Source organism: Desertihabitans aurantiacus (assembly GCF_003344635.1).
Lineage (GTDB): Bacteria > Actinomycetota > Actinomycetes > Propionibacteriales > Propionibacteriaceae > Desertihabitans > Desertihabitans aurantiacus.
In genome coordinates, this window is record NZ_QPKK01000499.1 from 1 (window position 1) to 1,226 (window position 1,226).

The 1,226-nt window shown below is 76.3% G+C and carries 2 protein-coding genes; both read left to right on the forward strand.

The window, feature by feature from the left end; translation table 11 throughout:
- On the forward strand, nt 1-487 hold a 487-nt coding region (locus DVA66_RS20500), incomplete at its 5' end, for a GNAT family N-acetyltransferase (RefSeq protein WP_157974220.1).
- Between the two features lie 35 nt (nt 488-522).
- Nucleotides 523-1,226: hypothetical protein (locus tag DVA66_RS20505; protein WP_157974221.1), on the forward strand; the 704-nt coding region annotated here is incomplete at its 3' end.

Below are 1,226 nucleotides of genomic sequence, written 5' to 3' on the forward strand. Positions count from 1 at the left end.
CGGGCTCGAGCCGTTCGGCGCCACCGACGTCCTCGTCGGCGACCTCACCCGGGTGGACCTGTCGGCGGCCGCGGACGCCGAGTGGGCCGGCGGGCCCGACGACGCCTGGCTCGCCGCCTACCGCCACCAGCGCGACCCCGGCACGGCCGGCCCGTCCGTGCTCACCGCACCCGGCGCCGAGCTGGGCAGCCTCGGGCCCGGCCGGGGCGAGGACGGTGGCATCGTGCGGTTGTGGACGTCCCCCGACACCGGGGGCACCCGCTGGGCGGTGCTGTCGTGCCTGTGGGTCAGCCCGCGGCACCGCGGTGAGGGTCTGGGCACCGCGCTGACACTGGCCGCGGCCCGGCGGGCGGTCGAGCACGGCGCCCGCGGGCTGCTGCTGCAGGTGCTGCCCGGCAACGACCCGGCGACCGCGTTGTACGCCCGGCTCGGTCTGCGCCGGCACCACCGCTACGCCTACTGGGGGCGGCCCGAGCCGCAGGCGTGACAGGATGCCGCCCGGACCGGGAGCTGAGGAGGGTCGTGGGACGTCGGGTCGTGCTGGTGCTGGTGCTGCTGCTCGCCACCTGGGGGCTGGCGGTGCCGGCCACGGCGGCACCGCCGCCGCGGACGTTCGAGGAGCTGGTCGAGCGGCTGCGGCAGGACCCGGTGCAGGTGAACACGATGATGGGGCTGGGGGCCACCGAGCAGGTCGACGCGGCGCTGACCGACCTGGCCGGGCGGGCGCCGGTACCGGTGTACGTGGTGCTGGACCTGCTCCCGCAGGACCTGGAGCAGTCCGACTACGACCCCCGCACCGCCGAACGGCTCGCCGTCCTCCTCTCCGCCGAGCTCGGCCCCGGGCTGTACGTGCTCTCCCTCGGCGAGACGGCCGAGTCGATCATCGGCCACCGGGAGGTCCAGGTCTTCGGTGTCGACCAGCAGGTGCTCAGCGACTTCTACAGCGGCACCTCCCACTTCCACGACATCACCGACTACACCGGTGCCGAGCCGCTGCGGGTCTACCTGGGCCTGCGCGCGGTGGTCGAGGGCGGGGACGCGGTGGAGGCGATCGACCGCGACGAGCTCGGACGGGTCGCGCCCTGGGCCTTCCCCGGCAGCCTTGAGGACCACCTCGACGCCCTCACCCTGCGCACCGGCGCCACGGTGGGCGTCCCGCTGGCGCTGGGCGGGCTGCTGCTGGGCGCGGCCGCACACCTGCGCCGGGCCCGCCGCCGGGCCGGGCT